The 18,227-nt window shown below is 71.1% G+C and carries 17 protein-coding genes; 8 read left to right on the top strand and 9 right to left on the bottom strand.

Features of this window, described 5'->3' with window-relative positions:
* Positions 1-120 precede the first annotated feature (120 nt).
* On the top strand, positions 121-1,704 hold the full coding sequence (locus tag ACGF3C_RS00360) for a methylmalonyl-CoA mutase family protein (RefSeq protein ID WP_355009484.1): 1,584 nt from the start codon (positions 121-123) through the stop codon (positions 1,702-1,704).
* A 505-nt stretch (positions 1,705-2,209) separates the two neighbouring features.
* Positions 2,210-3,469 (top strand): amidohydrolase, encoded by a 1,260-nt coding sequence (locus tag ACGF3C_RS00355; protein ID WP_393217452.1) that lies wholly within the window; start codon positions 2,210-2,212, stop codon positions 3,467-3,469.
* On the opposite strand, the gene ACGF3C_RS00350 is transcribed toward ACGF3C_RS00355, so the two are convergent.
* A complete protein-coding gene (locus tag ACGF3C_RS00350) occupies positions 3,426-4,388 on the bottom strand; it encodes a DUF4349 domain-containing protein (RefSeq protein WP_357225593.1) in 963 nt (320 codons plus the stop codon). The two genes, ACGF3C_RS00355 and ACGF3C_RS00350, sit on opposite strands and share 44 nt — an antisense overlap.
* A 93-nt stretch (positions 4,389-4,481) precedes the next feature.
* Between ACGF3C_RS00350 and ACGF3C_RS00345 the strand changes: the two genes are divergently transcribed.
* The 4 genes from ACGF3C_RS00345 to ACGF3C_RS00330 all read left to right on the top strand — a co-directional run bounded on the left by ACGF3C_RS00345 (position 4,482) and on the right by ACGF3C_RS00330 (position 7,963).
* A complete protein-coding gene (locus tag ACGF3C_RS00345; protein WP_357225589.1) occupies positions 4,482-5,114 on the top strand; it encodes an MBL fold metallo-hydrolase in 633 nt (210 codons plus the stop codon).
* 4 nt (positions 5,115-5,118) lie between these two features.
* Entirely contained in the window at positions 5,119-6,102 is a 984-nt protein-coding gene (locus ACGF3C_RS00340; protein ID WP_357225585.1) for a hypothetical protein, read from the top strand.
* Positions 6,103-6,206: 104 nt separating this feature from the next.
* The gene (locus ACGF3C_RS00335; RefSeq protein ID WP_357225581.1) at positions 6,207-6,941 is read left to right on the top strand and encodes a hypothetical protein; all 735 of its coding nucleotides are present in this window, start codon (positions 6,207-6,209) and stop codon (positions 6,939-6,941) included.
* A gap of 62 nt (positions 6,942-7,003) precedes the next feature.
* Positions 7,004-7,963, top strand: coding sequence for a GNAT family N-acetyltransferase (locus ACGF3C_RS00330; protein WP_393217449.1), 960 nt, complete (start codon positions 7,004-7,006; stop codon positions 7,961-7,963).
* 75 nt (positions 7,964-8,038) lie between these two features.
* On the opposite strand, the gene ACGF3C_RS00325 is transcribed toward ACGF3C_RS00330, so the two are convergent.
* Positions 8,039-8,494: a gamma-glutamylcyclotransferase gene (locus ACGF3C_RS00325; protein ID WP_355009477.1), complete on the bottom strand. Its 456-nt coding sequence runs from the start codon at positions 8,492-8,494 to the stop codon at positions 8,039-8,041.
* Between the two features lie 106 nt (positions 8,495-8,600).
* On the opposite strand from ACGF3C_RS00325, the gene ACGF3C_RS00320 reads away from it, so the two are divergent.
* Entirely contained in the window at positions 8,601-10,004 is a 1,404-nt protein-coding gene (locus ACGF3C_RS00320) for an NAD(P)H-quinone dehydrogenase (protein WP_112588199.1), read from the top strand.
* On the opposite strand, the gene ACGF3C_RS00315 is transcribed toward ACGF3C_RS00320, so the two are convergent.
* The 4 genes from ACGF3C_RS00315 to ACGF3C_RS00300 form a co-directional block, all read right to left on the bottom strand.
* Positions 9,982-10,617 carry a DUF998 domain-containing protein gene (locus ACGF3C_RS00315; protein ID WP_393217446.1) on the bottom strand — a complete coding sequence of 212 codons (636 nt, stop codon included), beginning with the start codon at positions 10,615-10,617 and terminating at the stop codon, positions 9,982-9,984. The genes ACGF3C_RS00320 and ACGF3C_RS00315 overlap by 23 nt on opposite strands.
* A gap of 152 nt (positions 10,618-10,769) precedes the next feature.
* Positions 10,770-11,102, bottom strand: a complete 333-nt coding sequence (locus tag ACGF3C_RS00310) for a helix-turn-helix domain-containing protein (RefSeq protein WP_393217444.1) — start codon at positions 11,100-11,102, stop codon at positions 10,770-10,772.
* Positions 11,099-11,467: a type II toxin-antitoxin system RelE/ParE family toxin gene (locus tag ACGF3C_RS00305; RefSeq protein ID WP_393217442.1), complete on the bottom strand. Its 369-nt coding sequence runs from the start codon at positions 11,465-11,467 to the stop codon at positions 11,099-11,101. The genes ACGF3C_RS00310 and ACGF3C_RS00305 overlap by 4 nt, the downstream gene beginning before the upstream one ends.
* Before the next feature lie 45 nt (positions 11,468-11,512).
* The gene (locus ACGF3C_RS00300) at positions 11,513-12,142 is read right to left on the bottom strand and encodes a DedA family protein (protein ID WP_393217440.1); all 630 of its coding nucleotides are present in this window, start codon (positions 12,140-12,142) and stop codon (positions 11,513-11,515) included.
* Between the two features lie 508 nt (positions 12,143-12,650).
* On the opposite strand from ACGF3C_RS00300, the gene thrS reads away from it, so the two are divergent.
* A complete protein-coding gene (thrS, locus tag ACGF3C_RS00295; RefSeq protein WP_393217438.1) occupies positions 12,651-13,868 on the top strand; it encodes a threonine--tRNA ligase in 1,218 nt (405 codons plus the stop codon).
* A 39-nt stretch (positions 13,869-13,907) separates the two neighbouring features.
* Here thrS and ACGF3C_RS00290 read toward each other — a convergent pair whose 3' ends face one another.
* From ACGF3C_RS00290 to ACGF3C_RS00280, 3 genes are read right to left on the bottom strand one after another with little or no spacing between them, the layout of a single operon-like run.
* A complete protein-coding gene (locus ACGF3C_RS00290; protein WP_393217436.1) occupies positions 13,908-16,013 on the bottom strand; it encodes an ABC transporter ATP-binding protein in 2,106 nt (701 codons plus the stop codon).
* Positions 16,010-17,743, bottom strand: a complete 1,734-nt coding sequence (locus tag ACGF3C_RS00285) for an ABC transporter ATP-binding protein (RefSeq protein WP_355009472.1) — start codon at positions 17,741-17,743, stop codon at positions 16,010-16,012. The genes ACGF3C_RS00290 and ACGF3C_RS00285 overlap by 4 nt, the downstream gene beginning before the upstream one ends.
* Positions 17,737-18,219 carry a MarR family transcriptional regulator gene (locus ACGF3C_RS00280; protein WP_357234958.1) on the bottom strand — a complete coding sequence of 161 codons (483 nt, stop codon included), beginning with the start codon at positions 18,217-18,219 and terminating at the stop codon, positions 17,737-17,739. Before ACGF3C_RS00280 ends, ACGF3C_RS00285 begins: the two co-directional genes overlap by 7 nt.
* Positions 18,220-18,227 lie beyond the last annotated feature (8 nt).

The raw sequence follows: 18,227 nt of genomic DNA, 5'->3' as shown, positions 1-18,227 counted from the left end.
GGCGGACGTTTGTCGAAGTCGACAGAACGTGCCCTGTCGTTCACCTGGTGTCGACCGGTCGGGACGCACTGTGCGGTATCCCTCACCCGGCGACGTGGCCAGGCGTCCTACCATCCGGGGATGAACCAACGGCGGTCAAGTGAGTCCGGTTTTCCGATCAACGGCGTCTACACGGAGGCCGACCTTCCGGAGGAACTGGACTCCCGGCTCGGCAGCCCGGGCGAGTTTCCGTACACCCGGGGTGTCTACCCCACCATGTACACCTCCCGCCCGTGGACGATGCGCCAGTACGCCGGCTTCGGCACCGCCACCGAGTCCAACGCGCGGTACCACCAGTTGTTGCGGGCCGGCACGATGGGCCTCTCGGTCGCGTTCGACCTGCCGACCCAGATGGGCTACGACTCGGACGAGCCGATCGCGCACGGCGAGGTCGGCAAGGTGGGTGTCGCGATCGACTCCATCGAGGACATGCGGCTGCTCTTCGCCGACATTCCACTGGACAAGGTGTCCACCTCGATGACCATCAACGCGCCCGGTTCGGTGCTGCTGCTGCTCTACCAACTCGTCGCCGAGGAGAACGGGGTGCCGGGCACGGCGCTCAACGGCACCATCCAGAACGACATCCTCAAGGAGTACATCGCCCGGGGGACGTACATCTTCCCGCCGAAGCCGTCGCTGCGCCTGGTGGCCGACACGTTCGCGTACTGCCGCAGCGAGGTGCCGAAGTGGAACACCATCTCCATCTCGGGCTACCACATGGCGGAGGCCGGCGCGACGCCCGCGCAGGAGATCGCGTTCACGCTGGCCAACGGGGTGGAGTACGTGCGGGCGGCGCTGGCCGCCGGGCTCGCCGTCGACGACTTCGCGCCCCGGCTGTCGTTCTTCTTCGTGGCCCGCACCACGCTGCTGGAGGAGGTGGCGAAGTTCCGCGCCGCCCGGCGGATCTGGGCTCGGCTGATGCGTGACGACTTCGGCGCCAAGGATCCGAAGTCGATGATGCTGCGGTTCCACACCCAGACCGCGGGCGTGCAGCTCACCGCCCAGCAGCCGGAGGTGAACCTGGTTCGGGTGGCGGTGCAGGGTCTGGGCGCCGTGCTCGGTGGCACCCAGTCGCTGCACACCAACAGCTTCGACGAGGCGATCGCGCTGCCCACCGAGAAGGCGGCCCGGCTCGCGCTGCGTACCCAGCAGGTGCTGGCCTATGAGACGGACCTGACTTCCACCGTCGACCCGTTCGCCGGGTCGTACGTGGTGGAGGCGATGACCGCCGAGATCGAGGCCGCCGCCGTCGAGTTGATGGAGCGGGTGGCCGACCACGGCTCGGCGGTGGACGCGATCGAGGCCGGGTTCCAGAAGCGGGAGATCGAGCAGTCCGCGTACCGGATCGCCCAGGAGATCGACTCGGGGGAGCGGGTGGTGGTCGGGCTCAACCGGTTCACGGTGGACGAGGAGGAGCCGTACGAGCCGTTGCGGGTCGACCCGACGATCGAGGCGGCCCAGGCCGACCGGTTGGCCCGGTTGCGCTCCGAGCGGGACGCCGACGCGGTGGCACGGGCGCTCGCCGATCTTCGGGCCGCCGCCGAGGGTACGGAGAACGTGTTGTACCCGATGAAGGAGGCACTGCGGGCCCGGGCGACAGTGGGTGAGGTCTGCGGGACGTTGCGTGAGGTGTGGGGGTTGTACCGCCCCACCGACCGATTCTGAGCGTCCAGCCGTGACTGCGGCATCGGGGCGCGCCGCGACTGCGGCATCGGGGCGCGCCGCGACTGCGGCATCGGGGCGCGGTGTGTCCGGCGCTCTCAGCGGGTATCCGGTCGGTTGAGCCGGGACGCACACCCTGTGCGCCCACGGCGGGTGGGTGCGTGTGAGCGTCCTTATCCGGCTCGTTGCGCTGTGTGGTCGGCTAATTGTCGGAGTGTCAGTTCATCACCCCGACTAATGCGACAATTTGGCAACGGGTCTCCGACTGTCGACTGGGATTCGGAACCGCAGCGATCGGTTACGCGTTGTAGGAGGTGAGGGGCTGATGACGGCATTCGACCGTGATCTACCTGCTGTCCCTCACCTTGACGAGCGGCCCCAGCAGGGCATACGTGACTCTGCGCGGTCCGATCATTACCGTAACGAGGTTGCGCAGCGTCACCGTCGGAGGTCTAGGCTGTCTGCTGTCCCCGATGATCCATCCATTTCTAGTGATCGAGAATTCGACGTGACGAGTGCGTTGACGCTGCCCACGAGTGGCCAGCTGGCGTCGTCCTGGCCGGAGACGCCACCGGGATCCGAGCCCCTGCCCCGCGAGCTGGACCACCTTCTCGCGCTCCGGGTACCGGGGCTGATCGCTACGCGCCGTCACCTCCACTCGCACCCTGAGCTTTCCGGCAACGAGTTCGAGACGGCCGCGCTGATCGCCCGGGAGTTGTCGCTGGCCGGGCTGAGCCCGCGCCTGCTGCCCAAGGGCAACGGCGTGATCTGCGACGTCAACGGCAGGCCGGACGGCCCGGTCGTGGCGCTGCGCGCCGACATCGACGCGCTGCCGCTGGACGACCCCAAGGACGTCCCGTACCGGTCGACCGTGGAGGGCGTCTGCCACGCCTGCGGGCACGACGTGCACACCTCGGTCCTGCTCGGCGTCGGCATGCTGCTGGCCCAACTCGCCGACCTCGGTGAGCTGGACGGTCGGGTCCGGCTCATCTTCCAGCCGGCCGAGGAGATCCTGCCCTGCGGTTCGCTGGAGGTCATCGAGGCCGGCGGCCTGGACGACGTGGTGCAGATCTTCGCGCTGCACTGCGACCCGAACCTGCCGGTGGGCCAGGTCGGCCTGCGGGTCGGCCCGATCACCGCGGCCGCCGACAACGTGACCGTCCGACTCTCCGGCCCGGGCGGGCACACCGCCCGCCCGCACCTGACCGTCGACATGGTCGACGCGCTCGGTCGGCTGATCACCGAGGTGCCGGCCCTGGTCAGTCGCCGGGTGCCGGCCAACAGCGGCCTGCTGCTGGTCTTCGGCCACGCCTCGGCCGGCACCCGCTACAACGTCATCCCGTCCGAGGCGAGCGCGTCCGGCACCCTCCGGGTGATGGATCGCGACACCTGGGAGAAGGCCCCCAAGATCGTCGCTCAGGTGGTGCGCGACGTGATCGCGCCGACCGGTGCCACTGTCGACCTGGAATACCTGCGCGGCCGGCCGCCGGTGTGCAACGACGCCCGCGCCATCCAGGTGCTGACCGCCGCCACCGCCGCCGCCCTCGGTTCGGACGGGATCGCCGAGACACCGCAGAGCATGGGCGGCGAGGACTTCTCCTGGTACCTGGAGTACGTCCCCGGTGCCCTCGCCCGGCTCGGCGTGGGTCGCGCCGGCCCCAACGTCGACCTGCACCGGGCGAGCTTCGACGTGGACGAGCGGTCCATCGCGGTCGGCGTCCGCGTCATGGTGCAGACCGCGTTGCGGGCACTGGCGGCGGCGCGCTGACCGGCGCGACCGGAGCCGAGGGCTTGCGCCGTCGGCGCAGCACCACCAGCAGCGCCACCAGCGGTACGCCCAGCGCCACCAGCCACGGCAGCAGTGCGCCCAGCACCGTGAGCAGGACGGTCATCGAGACGACGAACGCCTTCCAGCCGCCCCTGAGTCCGACCAGGAAGCCGGTCTCGGCCTTCTCCTCGGTGTCCTTCGCCGCCGGCCCGGCCAGCGACACGGTGATCGTGGAGAGGGCGGTCAGGTCGGCCAGGCGTCGCTTCTTGGCTTCCAGCGAGGCCAGGTCGGCCTCCCGTCGACCCAACTCGTTCTCCAGCGACACCAGGTCGGTGATCGAGGTGGCCCGGGACAGCAACCGGCGGGCGCTCTCCACCCGGGCCCGCTGACTGGTGATCCGGGCCTCCAGGTCGACAGTCTCCTCGGTGACGTCCTGAGTGTTGATCTCCCGGCTCTGCTGCCGACCGAGCTTCGCGATCTCCTCCACCACGCCGGTGAACTTCGCCGCCGGCACCCGCAACTCCAACTCCGCCACCGCGTCGGCGTCGGCGCTGTGCCGCTGGTCGCCGCCGACAAAGCCGCCGGCCCGACCGGCCGCGGCGGTGGCCTCGCGGGCGGCAGAGTCCACATCGTCCACCTGCACCCGCATCTTTCCGGTGTAGATGATCGCCCGCTGGTCGACCCGTAGGTCGGGTGCGCCCGCGCCGGCCCCCTCCGGTGCGCCCGCGGCGGCGTCCCGGTTCACCTCACCGCCGTTGGCGGCTGGCGCCTCGGCCGCCGTGCCCGCGCTGTCCTGCGCCCCGCTGTCGCCGGCACCGCACCCCGTCAGCGCCAGGGCCGCCGCCAGTGTCGTCGCCGCCAGCAGCGCACTGCGGTGTCGTCCCGCCTGTCCGTCCATCCCCGCTCCCATCGTCGTCAACCGGTGTGGCGATAGCTCGGACGCGACGCGCACACCGGCTGGTTCCGGCAGACTGCGCTGAGGACGTCACGATTCGATAATCGAGGAGTCACGATGCGGCTCACCAAGTACGCCCATTCCTGCCTTCGGGTGGAACACGACGGGGGAGTGCTCGTCGTCGATCCCGGGGTGTTCAGCGACCCAGCGGCGGCGCTGGACGGTGCGGACGCGGTGCTGATCACCCACGAACACCCCGACCACCTCGATCTGGCAGCGGTGCGCCTCCAACTCGACCGACAGCCGTTCCCGATCCACGGGCCCGCCTCGCTCGGCGAGGCCCTGGGCGACGCGGCCGACGTGCTGCGCCCGGTCAGCGTCGGTGAGTCGTTCACCGCCGCCGGGGTCGCCGTGCGCGCGTACGGGGGGCGGCACGCCGTGATCCACCCCGATATCCCGGTGGTCGACAACCTCGGCTACCTGATCAACGACGTGGTCTACCACCCGGGCGACTCCCTGGTCGTGCCCGACGAGACCCCCGTCGACACGCTCTTCGCGCCGATCCACGCCCCCTGGTCGAAGTTTTCCGAGGTGGTCGACTTCATCCGCGCGGTCGCGCCACGGCGCGCGTACGCCCTGCACGACGCGTTGCTCAACGACAAGGGGCTGGGCGTGCTCGACAGGCAGTACACAGCGCTGTCCGGCACCGAGTACCAGCGACTGGAGCCCGGTAGCCGGGTGGACGTCTGACCCGATGCCCGGCCTCTCCGCGGAGCTGGTGCAGCAGCTCTACCGCACCCCACCGGACCGGTTCGTGGCCGCCCGGGACCTCGCTGTGGCCGAGGCCCGCCGGGCCGGCGACGCGGCCACCGCCCGGCAACTGGCCCGGCTGCGTCGCCCGACGGTGGCCGCCTGGTTGGTGAACCTGCTCGCCATCGGACGCCCGGAGCTGGTCGCCGATCTGGTGCAGCTCGCCGACGCCCTGCGAGTCGCCCAGCGGGAGTTGCGGGGGCCCCGACTGCGGGAGCTGTCAGCGCAACGCCGGGCGGTGGTCGGCGCCCTGGTCGCCGAGGTTCGCAAGCTCGCCGCGGCCGAGCCGGACGCGCCACCGGCGAGCCGGCTGCCCCTGGCCGAGGTGGAGGCGACGCTGAACGCGGCGTTCTCCGACGTCGAGGTCGCCGAGCAGGTGCGGGCGGGCCGCCTGCTGCGGGCGGCCAGCTACGCCGGCTTCGGCGAGGTGCCCCGGCCGCAACTGCGACTGGTCACCGACGATGACGAGGAGCGCGAGGAGGAACGCCCGGCCCGCCGACCCGGCCCCCAACGGGGCCGTCCCGAGGCGGCACCGCGTACGGACCGGGCGGCCGAGCGTGCCGAGCAGGCCGAACGGGCCGCACAGCGAGCGGCCCGAGCCGAGCGGGCCCGGCAGCGCCGCGCCCTGGACCGGGAGTTGGCGAAGGCCCAGGCCGACCAGGAGCGGGCGGAGACCGAGCTGACCGAGGCGACCGGGCAGGAGCGCGACGGTGTGGCCGTACTCGATCGCCTTGAGGCCGAGTTGGCCGAGCTGGAGCGGCGGCGCGCGGTCGCCGAGCAGGATCTCAGCCGGGCCAAGCTCGCCCGGCGTGCCGCCGAGCGGGCGGTCACCGTGGCCCGGCGGCGTGCCGGTGAGGTCGAGGCGGCGGTCGAGGCACTGGCGGCCGAAGAGGGGGATGCGGACGCGGGCAATGGCGCGGCAGACTGAGCATCGATGGACGACGACGAGTGTGCGCGCCCTACACGGCGAGTGGCCCCGGGTCGGGGCGTGGTCGTGGTCGCCGGGCCGGGTTGCCCGAGCGGGGCGGCGCGGTGACTCCGGAGCAGGTCGCGGCCGCCAGTAAGCCTGTCGTGCTCGACCTGGGCGACGCTTTCAGTCGAGACCCGACCACGTTGCGCCGGGCCCGACTGCTCGGCATCTCCGGCTGGGCCTTCTACATCAGCGGCCGGGCCGGCGCGCTCGGCGGTGTCCGGGCCGAGACGGCCGCCGCCTCCCTCGGGTTCATCGCCCCGGACGCGGTCGCCGATGGTTGGGACGCCGCCGCCCGGGTCGTTCCGCCGTTCGAGGTGGCCGCCGCGAGCCTCGCCGAGTGCTGCCGGTGGGGGGCGCAGCAGCTCGGCCCGCTGCCCGGCACCGAGCGCCTGTCGGCGCTCGTCGAGCGGGCGGTGGTGGCGGCGGAGGCCAGTGGGATGCCGCTCTTCGCCGCGTGGCGGGCCATGCCGCTTCCGGATCTCTCACCCGGGGCTCGCAGCGCCGCCGGGCTGCGGCTGCTCCGGGAACACTTCACCGGCGCCTACCTGCTGGCGGTACGCGCGGCCGGGATGACCCCGCTGGAGGCCGTGCTGTCCGGGCCGGAGGGCGAGGCCGGGGCGGTGGCCTGTGGCTGGCCGCCGCCGTACCCGCCGATCGGGCCGTTGGTGCGCCGCCGGCTCTGGGCGGAGGCGGTGACCAACCGACTGGCCGCGCCGGCGTTCACGGCCCTCGGGCCCGCCGACGGCGCGGAGTTGGTGGAGTTGCTGCACCGTACCCGGGTCGACCTCGGCTGAGCCCCCCGTCGGCCGGAAAAATGGGCGGCGTCGGAGCGGATCGGCTGCCAGGATGTCCTGCCGTGACCCTTCCCGCTGGTTGGACGACGCGCCGACCCACCCTCGACGACGTGCCGGCGATCCTCGCGGTGGTGCACGCCGCCGACACCTTCGCCATCGGTCATCCCGACTTCGACGCCGAGGACGTCGCGGCGTCGCTGACCGCCCCCCACTTCGACCCGATCCGGGACTCCTGGCTGGCCATCGACCCCGACGACACCGTTGTCGGCTGGGCGACGGTGGACAACCCGACCGGGGTGGGCCGGGAGTTCGTGGAGGTCTACGTCGATCCGGTACGGGCCGCCGCCGTCCGCGCGCCGTTGCTGCTGCGCCAACTGGACCGCGTCGCCGAGCGCGCCGCCGAGCGGGGGCTGCCGTCACTCACCGTCCGCTGCGCGGTCTTCGCGCCGGAACGTGACTGGGAACACGCCCTGCGCGGGCTCGGGTTCGCCCTCGTCAAGCGGTACGTCCGGATGAGCCGGCCGCTGGACGACCTGCCCGACGAGCCGACCGGGCCGTCGGCGGTGACGGTGCGGCCGGTCCGCCCGGACGACGAGACCGATCTGGTGGAGTTCCACCGGATCTACGAGGACGCCTTCGGCGACACCCCGGACCACGAGCCGCTGTCGTACGAGCGGTGGCGGGCCCGGATCGGCGACCTGACCGCCTGGGACGAGTGGTTCGTCGCCGAGGTGGACGGGGTGCCGGTCGGCGCGTTGCAGTCCTCGGACCAGGCGCTCGACCAGCAGTCGGGCTGGGTGAAGAGTCTGTCGGTGCGGTCCGCGTACCGTCGCCGGGGTGTGGGTGCGGCGTTGCTGCGCCGCGCCTTCGCCCGCTACGCCGAGAAGGGGCGGCGTGCGGTCGGCCTGGGCGTCGACCTCACCAACCCGACCGCCCCGCTGTCGCTGTACCGGTCGGTGGGCCTGCGGGAGACCCGGTGGACCGACATGTACGAACTTTCCGTGCCGGCGGCCGGTGTGTGATTGACGACCCCGGTCCGGCCCGACCGGCGCTCCGCTCGACGGCGGTAGCACACTGGGGGCGTGCGATACGCGCTGCTACGCCGAGGCGGTGCCGGTGGGGCGGGCCCGCAGCTCGGTGACGTAGTCGTCCGGGGCGCCCGCCTTCTCGGCGGCGTTCGCGATCTCCGACAGGTACCAGGAGGTCGGCAGGCCACCCTCGTACCCGTTGAAGACGTAGATCCAGGCGGTCACGTCGCCGTCGAGGGTGGAGACCCGGACGTGCAGCTTGCGGTACGTGCCGGCGGTCACCCCCTCGAGTTCGTCGAGTTGGCCCGCGTCGTAGGGGTGGATGTCGTAGAGCGCCACGAAGACCCGGTCGCCGGGAGATTCGACGAGGGTGCTCACCGCGCCCTCCCAGCCGATCATGTCCGCCCCGGCGAAGGTCAGCCGCCAGCCCTCCAGCCAGCCGGTGCCGACCATCGGCGAATGCGGACAGTAGGCGCGCATCCGGGCGGGATCGAGATTTGAGCCGTAGGCGGCGTGATGACGCACGGCGATGACGATAGCCCGGCCGACGGGTGGGGGAGAATACGACAGTGCGTGTCGAATGCGCTCGGGAGAAGAAAGTCACTGTGAGCATGGACGAAGGGCGAACGCTGTGAGCCGGATCGTGATCATCGGCGGAGGGCCGGCCGGGTACGAGGCGGCACTGGTCGCCGCCCAGCTGGACGCCGATGTCACAGTGGTGGAGGCCGACGGTGCGGGTGGTGCCTGCGTGCTCTCCGACTGCGTACCGTCGAAGACCTTCATCGCCAGCTCGGGGGTGGTCACCGGCTACCGCGACACCGAGGAGTTCGGGGTGCACTCGGACGGCCTGGAGGCGGTCACCGTCGACGCGCGCGCGGTGCACGGGCGGGTCAAGCGGCTGGCCCTGGCGCAGTCCGCGGACATCCACGCCAAGCTGCTGAAGGCGGGAGTCACCTTCGTGGCCGGCACCGCCCGGCTCGGCGAGGACTCTCTCGGGCACACCCACCGGGTCGTCGTCACCCCCGCCGACGGCGGCGAGGAATACTCGATCGACGCGTCCACCGTGCTGGTGGCCACCGGCTCGACGCCCCGTCAGCTGCCCACCGCCGTACCGGACGGTGAGCGCATCCTGACCTGGCGACAGGTGTACGACCTGCCGGAGCTGCCCGAGCACCTGATCGTGGTCGGGTCCGGCGTGACCGGCGCGGAGTTCGCCAGCGCGTACCTGGCGATGGGGGTCGAGGTGACCCTGGTCTCCAGCCGGGACCGGGTGATGCCGCACGAGGACGCCGACGCCGCCTCCGCCATCGAGCGGGTGTTCCGCAACCGGGGTATGGAGATCCTCAACAACTCCCGGGCCGACGCGGTCCGGCGTACCGCCGACGGCGTCGAGGTGGAGCTCTCCGACGGCCGCAAGGTGACCGGCTCACACGCGCTGATCACCGTCGGTTCGATCCCGAACACCGCCAACCTGGGTCTGACCGAGTACGGGGTGGAGCTGGGCCGGGGCGGTTACCTGACCGTCGACCGGGCTTCCCGGACCAACGTGCCCGGCATCTACGCCGCCGGCGACTGCACGGGCGTGCTGCTGCTGGCCAGTGTCGCCGCCATGCAGGGCCGGATCGCCATGTGGCACGCGCTCGGTGAGGCGGTCCGCCCGCTGCGGCTGCGTACCGTCGCGGCGAACGTCTTCACCGACCCGGAGCTGGCCACCGTGGGTGTCTCGCAGGACGAGGTCGACGCGGGCAAGGTGCCGGCCCGGCAGGTGATGCTGCCGTTGTCCGGAAACGCCCGGGCCAAGATGGACGACCTCTCCGACGGTTTCGTGAAGCTGTTCTGCCGTCCCGCCAGCGGTCAGGTGATCGGCGGTGTGGTGGTCGCGCCGAAGGCCAGCGAGCTGATCCTGCCCATCACGATGGCTGTGGAGAACAACCTCACTGTCAACGAGCTGGCCCAGACCATCACCATCTACCCGAGCCTGTCCGGCTCCATCACCGAGGCGGCCCGTCAGCTCATGCTGCACGAGCTGGAGTAACCCGATCGACGCGTGCGGGCCGGGTCAGGCTCGTCGCCACCGTCACCAGGACCGCCACCTCGGCGATGATCAGGAGGCGTTCGGCCAGGCCGATGAGCATCCGGTCGCCGGGGTAGGCGGACCAGATCATCGCCGCCGCCAGGGCCAGGCTCAACAGGACCAGGGCGCGTAGCGTCCGGGCGGCGGGCGTCAGGTCGGGTCGGCGGGCGAGCAACCAACCGGCCACCGGCAACGCCAGGAAGGCGATCACCGACGCGTACCGGTGCAGGTAGGCGGCGGTGGTCATGGCGGTGCCCGGCTCGTTCGTCGGCACCACGGCGGCCAGCAGCAGCCCACCCACCCACGCGCCGAGCAGCAGCTCTGCCGTTCGACCGGAGCGCGGTCGGGGTGGGCTGGCGCGGCGCAGTCCGTACAGCAACGCCACGGTGGCGAGCGCGAGCACCACCATGGCGATGTCGATGACGCCGCCGCGGTCGGAGACAGCGAAGTCGCTGATGGTCAACGCCCACGGGTTGAGGTCGTCGTTGACTTCGAGGTGGCCGATCACTGTGAGCAGCGCCGCCAGGGCGATCCCGCCCAGGGCCAGCAGGCCGGTACTCCGGGTAACAGGCATGCCTCAGCCTGTCGCCGCACACACCCCAGCCGAATCCGGGACAGCCACCGAAATAGTCCCCCGGGACCACCCCTAGAGGCCTTCCGGCAGGTGGCCGTCACGTGCTTATGCGCATCCGTGAACTTCCGATGGTCGCGACGACCTGCGCCAGGTCAGGCGACGTTCAGCTGGATGTTCCCAATGCGGGCGACGACGTCGAGATGACCACCCAGGCCGGTGACGTAGGCGCGGAGTGATTCCAGGCTGGTGTGCTCGCCATTCTCGATCTGGCTGATCCTCGCCTGCGTCAGCCCTGCCGCCTCGGCCAGTTGCACCTGAGTCATACCCAGGTGCTTGCGGATCTCCGCCAGCTGCGCCCCACTGACCGCTGCCAGCATCTGCTCACGGTGTTGAGCGCGCCGGGAGGTCCTGTCCGGATCTGCCCAGGATGGATCGAGCGCGCGGGCCTTCGCCTTGACGACCTGCCAGTCAGCTCCATCGGTCATCTCTGTGTTTCCCTCAGCCTGGAGAAGTGCTCCTGAAACCGGTCGTCCGCCAACGGGACCGCCGTCTTGTACCAAGTCTGCCACTGGCCCGACTTGTCGCCAGCGACCAGAAAAACAGCTTCTCGAACGGGATCAAAAGCGAAGATCATGCGGACCTCCGTGGAGCCAGTCGACCCAGGTCGCAGCTCCTTCATATGGTGGAAGATGCTGCCTTTGAGGCGGTCAACCAGGGGACGCCCGAGCGCCGGCCCGTGTTCGGCGAGGAGGTCGATGGCCTCGCTGATGAGGTCGGCGCTGGCGGGATCCGTCTTGCAGAGGTCGAGGAACCACTCCTCGACCTCAGGATGAAGTTTGACGTCCCACATGCTGCCAATATAAGTGCAGCTTATACCCCGCAGATCCAACGACACTCAGTCGATGGGGACGTCGACCGCGGCGACTGCGGCGGCGGCGCGGGCGTGGCGGGCGCTGACCACTGTCATCGCCCATCCGGCGGCGGCGAAGCCGGCGGCCGCTGCGGTGGCGATGATGGCCAGCCGCCAGGCCGACTCGGTCAGGGCGGTGCCGCCCAGGTGCCCGACCAGCGCGCCGTAGGTGGCCCAGCCCAGCGCGGCGACGGCCTCGTAGATGACGAACAGGCGGTACGGGTAGCGGCTGCGCCCGGCCGAGAAGCAGGCCGCCATCCGCCCGCCGGGTACGAACCGGCAGAGCAGGATGACCAGCGGCCCAGGTTGTCGCAGCCCCTGGGTGACCCGGCTGGCCACCCGGCGGGCGCGGCTCCGCTCGGCGTGCTGGGGTGGCCGCCGATCCGGTGCGCTGCGCCCCAACAGGTAGCAGGCCAGGTCGCCGGCGAATACGCCGAGCGCGCCGACGGCGATGGTGACCGGCAGGCTGAGCCCGCCGTAGACGGTGAGCGCACCACTGGTGATCATGACGATCTGGGTGGGGATCACCGGCACGAAGGCGTCCGCGATCAGCAGCGCGAGCAGCACGAGGTACGCCCACGTCGGCGACGCGACGTCAGTCAGAAGTTCGGGCACGCCTGCCACCTCGCCGAATGCGGCCGATTGGGTGTCTTGAGCCTGACGTCGTGTCCGGCGTCACGGTGGACGGCCCCGGCCCGTCGTGACCGTCGACACGACTGGGCCACCCAGCTACAACGAGGCCGATCGGTGCCGGGTGACGGTTTCGGGGGCTGTTCCACCCGTTCGAGGCGGGCGGCAGAACGCCGTTCGTCGGCGTACCGTTGTCGGCGCGGCCACGCCCGTCGGGTCCCCCGTTCCTGACGATTCGGCCGCCAGGGCCGCCGGCGGGTCCCGCGCCGGCGGCCCACCCCTCCGCCGCGAAATCCGGGTGCATCCCCGGTGGTCGCGCGGGTACGGTCGCCACATGCGCAGCGCGGTAGTGATGACCACGACGCCGGGTGTCCCCGGCGCGCCGCTCTAACGTAACCACAGTCGACCAGGCCCCGGGGCGATCCGCCCCGAGGGCAGCGCGCCGAACGGAGCTCAGGTCGCCTCCGGGTCGTACCCGATCCAGGAGCCCGACATGATCGACCACCGTAGGCTCGGCCGTGAGCTGGACCTCTTCGTCTCCGACCCGCTGGCCGGCGCCGGCCTGCCGATCTGGCTGCCGGCCGGTGCCGCCGCCCGGCATGCCGTCGAGGAGTACGTCCGGGAGTTGGAGCGCCGCTCCGGCCACCAGCACGTCTACTCGCCGCCGCTGGGCAAGCGGGAACTCTTCGAACTCTCCGGCCATCTCGGCTACTTCGCCGACGACATGTTCCCGCCGATGCGGCTGAGCGCGGACGACGAGTTCGTGCTCCGGCCGGCGCTCTGCCCGCACCACGCGCTGGTCTTCCGGGCGCGGGGCCGTTCCTACCGGGAGTTGCCGTTGCGGATCGCGGAGCTGGGCGGGATGTACCGCTCGGAGCGCTCCGGTGTGCTCGGCGGGCTGTCCCGGGTACGCGCCATCTCGCTCAACGACGCGCACACCTTCTGTGCCCCCGAGCAGGTCGGCGCGGAGGTCGTCGAGATCCTCGGGCTGATCGGTGCCGCGCACGCCGCGCTCGGTGTCCGGCCAGCCGGGTTCCGGCTGTCGCTGCGCGGGCCGGGCGAGAAGTACGTCGGCGACGACGCCCAGTGGGTTCGCGCCGAGGAGTTGCTTCGGGAGGCGCTGGCCGGGATGGAGTACGTCGAGGCACCGGGGGAGGCTGCCTTCTACGGTCCGAAGATCGACATCCAGATCGTCGACGCCGCCGGCCGGGAGTCGACCATCTCCACCGTTCAACTGGACTTCGACAAGCCGGAACGGTTCGACCTGTCGTACACCGACTCGGACGGCAGCCGGCGTCGCCCGGTGATGGTGCACCGCAGCCTGGTCGGCAGCATGGAGCGGCTGTTCGCGTACCTCATCGAGGTGCACGAGGGGGCCTTTCCCGCCTGGTACGCGCCCGTCCAGTTGGTGCTGCTGCCCGTCGACGACGGCCAGGCCGACGCGGCGGCCGACCTGGCCCGACGGGCTCGCGACGCCGGCCTGCGGGTCGAGGTCGACGCCGCCGGCTCGCTGGGCGCCCGGGTACGGGACGCGGCCCGCCGCCGCGTCCCGTACCTCGGAGTGCTGGGAGCCCGGGAGGTGGCCGACGGCCACCTCGCGCTGCGCCTGCGCGGCGGCCGCGCCCTGGCTCCGATGCCCGCCGACGCGGCTCTCGCCCTGATCGGCGGGCAGGTCGACGCCCGCGCGACCGACCTGCTGCCGTCGGACTGACACGCCCACCGATCGTCTCGCGCGCACGGCCGCCCGACCTCAGACCGATGCCGGTTGGGCGGCCGGTTCCTCGTCGACCACAGCGCCGGTGAACTGGGAGCGGTAGAGCCGGTGGTACGCGCCCTGGGCGGCGAGCAACTGCTCGTGGGTGCCCTGCTCGACGATCCGGCCGTCCTCCATCATCAGGATCAGGTCGGCGTCGCGGATGGTGGACAGCCGGTGCGCGATGACGAAGCTGGTCCGGTCCGAGCGCAGCGCGGCCATCGCCCGTTGCAGCAGCACCTCGGTACGGGTGTCCACCGAGCTGGTGGCCTCGTCGAGGATCAGCAGCGACGGCTCGGCGAGGAACGCCCGTGCGATGGTGATCAGCTGCTTCTCGCCGGCGCTGACGTTGCTGCCCTCCTCGTCGATGACGGTGTCGTAACCGTCGGGCAGGCTGCGTACGAACCGGTCCACGAAGGTGGCCCGGGCGGCGGCGAGGATCTCCTCCTCGGTGGCGTCCGGCCGCCCGTAGGCGATGTTGTCCCGGATGGTCCCGCCGAACAGCCAGGTGTCCTGGAGCACCATGCCGATCCGGCCGCGCAGGTCGTCGCGGCGCATCGTGGTGATGTCCACCCCGTCGAGCGTGATCCGGCCCGCGTCCAGCTCGTAGAACCGCATCACCAGGTTGACCAGGGTGGTCTTGCCGGCGCCGGTCGGGCCGACGATGGCCACCGTGTGTCCGGGCTCGGCGACCAGCGAAAGGTCGTCGATCAGCGGCTTGTCCGGCTCGTAGCGGAACGAGACGTGCTCGAACTCGACCCGACCGTGCGGGTCGGTGACCCGGGCCGGCGCGACCGGGTCGGGGGTCTGCTCGTCAGCGTCGAGCACCGCGAAGACCCGCTCGGCCGACGCCACCCCGGACTGGAGCAGGTTGGCCATCGAGGCGAGCTGGGTGAGCGGCTGGGTGAACTGGCGGGAGTACTGGATGAACGCCTGCACGTCGCCGAGGCTCATCGTGCCGGAGGCGACCCGCAGCCCACCGACCACGGCGATCGCCACGTAGCTCAGGTTTCCGATGAACATCATCGACGGCATGATGATCCCGGAGATGAACTGCGCCCCGAAGCTGGCCCGGAACAACTCCTCGTTCTTCGCGTGGAACGCGGCCTCGACCTCACGCTGCCGGCCGAAGACCTTCACCAGCTCATGGCCGGTGTACGCCTCCTCGATCTGGCCGTTCAACTCGCCGGTGTGCGTCCACTGGGCGATGAACTGCTTCTGCGAGCGCTTGGCGATGCGCTGGGTCACCAGCACCGACAACGGCACCGCGACCAGGGCCACCAGGGCCAGCACCGGCGAGATCCAGAACATCACGGCCAGCACGCCGACGACGGTCAGCAGCGAGGTGAGCAGCTGGCTGAGGGTCTGCTGGAGGCTGGTGGAGATGTTGTCGATGTCGTTCGTGACCCGGCTGAGCAGCTCACCGCGTGGCTGCCTGTCGAAGTAGGGCAGCGGCAGCCGGTTGAGCTTCTCTTCCACCTCGGCGCGCAGCCGCAGCACCGTGCGCTGGACCACCCCGTTGAGCAGCCAACCCTGCCACCAGGACAGCAGGCTCGCCGCCAGGTAGAGCCCGAGCGCCAGCAGCAGCACCCGACTCAGTGCGTGGAAGTCGATGCCCACCCCGGGCACCACGTCCATCCTGGCCAGCATGTCGGCGAAGCTGTTGTTGCCGCTGGCCCGGGCCGCCGCGACGGCCTGATCAGCGGTGGTGCCGGCGGGCAGTTGCCGGCCGATCACCCCAGTGAAGATCAGGTCGGTGGCGTGGCCGAGGATCTTCGGTCCGGCCACGCTGAACCCGACGCTCACCAGGGCCAACGTGATGATCGCGGCCAGGTGCAGTCGGTGCGAGCGCAGCCGGCCGAGCAACCGCCGGGCCGACGGGCCGAAGTTCATCGACTTCTCGGCGGGCATTCCGGCGCTCATCCATCCCGGACCGCCGCCCTGGCGGCCGGGTGGCAGCCGCTTCGGCGTCGCCGCGCCACTGCCGGTCTCCGGCGCGGTCTCCCCGCCGGTTTGCCGCGTGGTCTCATCCGGCGTCCGTCCGTCGTCGGCCGGCTTCTGACTGGGTACGGCCGCGGTGCGCGGCTCGTCGCGCTCGCTCATGCCGCCACCTCCGTGGTCTGCTGCGAGGCCACGATCTCTGCGTACGTCGGGCAGGTGTCCAACAACTCCGCATGTCGTCCCACTCCGACGACCCCTCCGTTCTCCAGGACGATGATCTGATCGGCATCGATGATCGTGGAGACCCGTTGGGCGACGATCACCACCGCTGCCTGCGCGGTGACCGGCCGCAGGGCCGCACGCAGCCGCGCGTCGGTGCCCAGGTCGAGCGCGGAGAACGAGTCGTCGAAGAGGTAGATCTCCGGTTGCCGGACCAGGGCGCGGGCGATGGCCAGGCGCTGCCGCTGCCCACCGGAGACGGTGGTGCCGCCCTGCGCGATCGGGGCATCCAACCCGCCGGGCATCTGGGCCACGAAGTCCCGGGCCTGGGCGATCTCCAGCGCCGACCACAGCTCCTCGTCCGTGGCGTCCGGGTTGCCGTAGCGCAGGTTGCTGGCGACCGTTCCGGTGAACAGGTACGGCCGCTGCGGCACCAGGCCGATGCGTCGCCACAGCTCGTCCGGCGCCAACTCCCGCACGTCCACCCCGTCGACCAGCACCGCGCCGTCGGTGACGTCGACCAGGCGGGGGATCAGGGACAGCAGCGTCGTCTTGCCCGCGCCGGTGCTGCCGATGATCGCTGTGGTGGTGCCCGGGGTCGCCCGGAAGGAGATGTCGCGCAGCACCGGCTCCACCGCGCCCGGGTACTGGAAGCGCACCCCGCGCAGCTCCAGCTCGGCTCGGCTGGGCAGCTCGGTGACCGGCACGGTGGCCGGGACCACCGAGGAGTCGGTGTCCAGCACCTCGACGATCCGCTCGGCGCAGACCGCTGCCCTCGGCACCATCATCAGCATGAAGGTGGCCATCATGACCGCCATCAGGATCTGCATCAGGTACTGGAGGAACGCGGTGAGCGCGCCGATCTGGATCGCGCCGGCGTCCACCCGCTGCGCGCCGAACCAGAGCACGGCCACGCTGGAGACGTTCAGCACCAGCATGACCACCGGGAAGATCAACGCCAGCAACCGGCCGGTACGCAGCGCGGTCGCGGTCAGGTCGGCGTTGGCGACGGCGAAGCGGTCCGTCTCGTACGGCTCTCGGACGAACGCACGGACCACCCGGATGCCGGTGATCTGCTCCCGCAGCACCCGGTTGACGGTGTCGATGCGGGTCTGCATCAGCCGGAAGCCCGGCACCATCCGACGGATGATCGCGCCGAGGGTGATGGCCAGCACCGGGACGCTGACCAGCATCAGCCAGGAGAGCCCGACGTCCTCACGCAACGCCATGAACACGCCGCCGACGCTCATGATCGGTGCGGCGACGAGCATCGTGCAGCTCATCAGCACGAGCATCTGCACCTGCTGCACGTCGTTGGTGTTGCGGGTGATCAGCGACGGTGCCCCGAACCGGGCCACCTCGCGGGCGGAGAAGCGGTTGACGTGCCCGAACAGTTCGGCGCGTACGTCACGGCCGAAGCCCATCGCGACCCGGGCGCCCAGGTAGACAGCCGCGATGGAGCAGACGATCTGGATCAGGCTGACCAGCAGCATCCAGCCGCCGGTGCGCACGATGTAGTCGGTGTCGCCCCGGGCCACACCCTGGTCGATGATGTCCGCGTTGAGGCTGGGCAGGTAGAGCGAGGCCATGGTGCCCACGAACTGGAGCAGCACGACCGCCAGCAACGGTCTCTGATAGGTGCGCAGTTGGCCGCGCAGGAGTCGGATCAGCACGCCGGGTCCTTCGTTTCGGTAGGGCGTCCGGTCATCCGCGGGTCGTCTCCGCTGCCGATGACCTCAAGCAGGAACTCCCGGATCACCTGGGCCTTCGCCGGGTCGGTGTCGACCGAGGTGAGGGGCCGTCCGGAGTGCATGAGCGCGTCGAGCGCGGCCACCCGTTCCCGCCCGGCGGGGGTGATGGCGAGTCGGATGCTGCGTCGGTCGTTGTCGTCGCGCTGCCGCTCGACCAGACCGTCGCGCTCGAGCGTGTCGACGATGCCGGTCAGGGTCGCCGGGCGGACGAACCCCTTCTCGGCGACCGCCCGGTGCGGCAACTCGCCGTGTCGGGCGAGCGTCATCAGGGTGATCATGCCGGCCTGGGTGAGGCCGTGCTCCTCGGCGAGGTAGCGGTTCCACCGCTGCCCGACCAGGTGCCCGGCCACCACCAGCAGCCGGCCGAGCGGCACGTCCTGGAGGGTCACGAGTTCCACGACAAGCA

The organism is Micromonospora sp. NPDC047762, from assembly GCF_043204655.1.
Classification (GTDB): Bacteria; Actinomycetota; Actinomycetes; order Mycobacteriales; family Micromonosporaceae; genus Micromonospora.
The sequence above is the reverse complement of the archived record's forward strand: the minus strand, read 5'-3'. Positions and strand labels throughout refer to the sequence as shown.

Coding starts and splice junctions, on each gene's coding strand:
- ACGF3C_RS00360 (WP_355009484.1), top strand. CDS start 121: ATGAACCAACGGCGGTCAAGTGAGTCCGGTTTTCCGATCAACGGCGTC.
- ACGF3C_RS00345 (WP_357225589.1), top strand. CDS start 4,482: ATGCGGCTCACCAAGTACGCCCATTCCTGCCTTCGGGTGGAACACGAC.
- ACGF3C_RS00340 (WP_357225585.1), top strand. CDS start 5,119: ATGCCCGGCCTCTCCGCGGAGCTGGTGCAGCAGCTCTACCGCACCCCA.
- ACGF3C_RS00315 (WP_393217446.1), bottom strand. CDS start 10,617: ATGCCTGTTACCCGGAGTACCGGCCTGCTGGCCCTGGGCGGGATCGCC.
- ACGF3C_RS00310 (WP_393217444.1), bottom strand. CDS start 11,102: ATGACCGATGGAGCTGACTGGCAGGTCGTCAAGGCGAAGGCCCGCGCG.
- ACGF3C_RS00305 (WP_393217442.1), bottom strand. CDS start 11,467: ATGTGGGACGTCAAACTTCATCCTGAGGTCGAGGAGTGGTTCCTCGAC.
- thrS (WP_393217438.1), top strand. CDS start 12,651: ATGATCGACCACCGTAGGCTCGGCCGTGAGCTGGACCTCTTCGTCTCC.
- ACGF3C_RS00290 (WP_393217436.1), bottom strand. CDS start 16,013: ATGAGCGAGCGCGACGAGCCGCGCACCGCGGCCGTACCCAGTCAGAAG.